This is a genomic window from Rhizobacter sp. P2_H2, assembly GCF_056403375.1.
This window is the reverse complement of sequence record NZ_JBFUFP010000739.1, coordinates 1-2779: the sequence shown is the minus strand read 5'-3', so window position 1 is coordinate 2779 and position 2779 is coordinate 1. Positions and strand designations below refer to the sequence as shown.

General features: G+C 69.9%; 2 protein-coding genes and 1 pseudogene. 2 read left to right on the top strand and 1 reads right to left on the bottom strand.

The features are described 5' to 3' along the window. Positions 1-1235: DUF1800 domain-containing protein (locus tag AC1D15_RS25545; RefSeq protein WP_477828194.1), on the bottom strand; the 1235-nt coding region annotated here is incomplete at its 3' end. A gap of 205 nt (positions 1236-1440) precedes the next feature. Between AC1D15_RS25545 and ompR the strand changes: the two genes are divergently transcribed. Together ompR and AC1D15_RS25535 are read left to right on the top strand one after the other, a co-directional pair. Continuing rightward, positions 1441-2175: an osmolarity response regulator transcription factor OmpR gene (gene ompR / locus AC1D15_RS25540; protein ID WP_047512077.1), complete on the top strand. Its 735-nt coding sequence runs from the start codon at positions 1441-1443 to the stop codon at positions 2173-2175. Positions 2176-2181: 6 nt separating this feature from the next. After that, positions 2182-2779, top strand: a pseudogene (locus AC1D15_RS25535) (two-component sensor histidine kinase); the annotation flags it as partial.

Below are 2779 nucleotides of genomic sequence, written 5' to 3'. Positions count from 1 at the left end.
GGCTCGCGGTCGGCATGGGCGCCGAGCGGCGCGAGCCACGCGTCCGCATCGAAGCGCAGCCCGCCCCCGCCCTTCTCGACGCCACCCATCTCGACGCCGCGGAACAGCCGCTCGGTGAAGCGCTTGCGCTCCAGCAGCGTCGTGCTGTCGATCCAGTCGGTGTAGCCGGGCCAGCCCTTCACGTTGGGCGGCACGAACAGGCTCTGCCCGAGCTTGGCGCTGGCGCGCGCGATCGGCAGCATCGCGTCGGGATTCGCGTCGAACTTCGCATCGAACTGGCGCAGCGTGCCCACCGTCAGTTCCACCGGCGACTTGATCAGCGCCGCGCGCGCGGCCGGCGCCCAGAACGCATCGCTCAGCAGCAGTTCGCGCAGCGCGGCGTCGATGCGCCAGCCGCTGTCGCGCAGCCGCGCGGCGACGCGCTCCAGCGTGGCCGGCTCCGGCACCGGCGAGACGAACTCGCGCCACAGCTTGCCGGCGATGAAGCGCGCCGCGGCCGGCTGCGCGAGCAGCTGTTCGAGCGCGCCGTCGGCGTCGTAGGCGGCGCTGCGTCCGAACAAGGTCTTGCTGCCGCCGTCGTGCAGGCGCGGGCGCAGGCGGGCGCTCCAGTCGGCACGGTCGACGGTCCAGCCGGAGAAGGCGCGCGCGGCTTCCTGGATGTCCTGCTCGCGGTACTGCCCTTCGCCGAGCGTGAAGAGCTCCATCACCTCGCGCGCGAAGTTCTCGTTCGGCGCCTGCGCCTTGTTGGCCGCGCCGTCGAGGTAGATCAGCATCGCCGGATCGCGCGCGATGCCGTGCAGCAGCGCGGCGAACGAGCCGAGCGCGTGCGTGCGCAACAGCTGCTGCTGATTGAACATGCCCTGCGGGCTCTGCACCTTCTGCACCGAGGTCGCGAAGTGGTTGTGCCAGAACAGCACCATGCGCTCGGCCAGCGGCGCCGGGGTGTCGCGCATCTCCTGCAGCCACCAGGCGGCGAGGTCGAGCGTGTCGCGGCGCGCCTGCTGCCGTGCCGCCTTGCGGGCGTCTTCGTCGGGCAACTGGCCGAGCGGCGTGCGGATCGGCTCGCGCGTGAAGTCGGGCGGCGGGTGCAGGGGGCGCGCGGCGCGCGCCGCGTCGATCAGCCGATCGACGGCGGCCTCGGCACTCAAGCCGATCCAGGGCGCGAGCTGCTGCGGCGACGGCACGAAGCCGGTGCGGGTCAGCAGGTGGCGGGCATCGCTCTCGGTCAGCGTCATGCGTGTCTCCAGGGTCTTCTGCCGGATGAGGCTCCCAACGACCCAGCCGCCAGCTTCGCCGACAACTCTTGCCGACCTTCACAAACCTTCACTTGCCAAACTGAAAAAGACGTGTCGCAAGATTTGTAACAGATGGTCCGGAGCCCCCAAAAACAGGATCGAACCTGCGCACAATCTCGGCTGTTACAAATCAACGGAGCCGTCGATGACGCCCACTGCCACTGCCCGCCCYGACCGTGTTGTCGTGGTCGATGACGATGCCCGGATCCGCGACCTGCTGCGCCGTTATCTGACCCAAGAAGGCTTCGAAGTCCTGCTGGCGGAGGACGCCAAGGCCCTGAACCGGGTGCTGACGCGCGAGACGGTCGACCTGATCGTGCTCGACCTGATGCTGCCGGGTGAAGACGGGCTGTCGATCTGCCGCCGGCTGCGTGCGGCGAGCGACGTGACGCCGATCATCATGCTGACGGCGAAGGTCGAGGATGTCGATCGCATCGTMGGCCTGGAGGTCGGTGCCGACGACTACCTGCCGAAGCCGTTCAACCCGCGCGAACTGCTGGCCCGCATCCATGCGGTGCTGCGCCGCCGCCCCGCGATGGAAGCGCCGGGCGCGCCGGCCAAGGATGCGCAGACGGTCACCTTCGGCCCGTTCGAGTTCGACCTGGCGCTGCGCCGGCTCTCGAAGGACGGCGAGCAGATCGCGCTGACGACCGGCGAGTTCTCGATGCTGAAGGCGCTGGTGCGCCACCCGCGCCAACCGCTGTCGCGCGACAAGCTGGCCCAGCTGGCCCGCGGCCGCGAGTTCGAGCCGTTCGATCGCAGCCTGGACGTGCAGATCTCGCGCCTGCGCAAGATGATCGAGCCGGATCCGGCCCAACCTCGCTACATCCAGACGGTCTGGGGTGTCGGCTACGTGTTCGTCCCGGACGGCACCGCCTGACAACGGATGGCTCGCAATGCCGTCGCGCTGAGCCTCTTCTGGCGCACCTTCTTCCTGCTGGCAGTCCTGCTGACCGGCGGGATCTTCGCGTGGGTGCAGACCTTCCGCGCGCTCGAATTCGAGCCGCGCGCGGTGCAGGCCGCGCAGCAGATCGCGAGCCTGGTGAACCTGTCGCGCGCCGCGCTGCGCTATGCCGACGGCATCAACCGCGTGACGCTGGTCAAGACCATGTCCGACCAGGAAGCCGTGCGCGTGCTGCCGCGCGAGCCCGGCGACAAGTGGGAGGCCTTCGAGGTCGACCGCTTCTCGCGCGCCATCGGCCAGGAGCTGCGCACCCGCCTCGGCCCCGACACCATCGTCGCGACCGCGGTCAACGGCAACGGCGGCCTGTGGGTCGGCTTCTCGATCGAGAAGGATCCTTATTGGCTGCAGGCCGACCCGACGCGCGTGCGTCCGCTGGCCGGCAGCACCTGGCTGCTGTGGGTCAGCATCGCGCTGCTCGCCACGGTGGTCGGCTCGGCCGCGATCGCGCGGCTGATCAACCAGCCGCTGCGCGACCTGTCGTTCGCCGCCAGCCGCATCCGCGACGGTGAATACGAGTCGC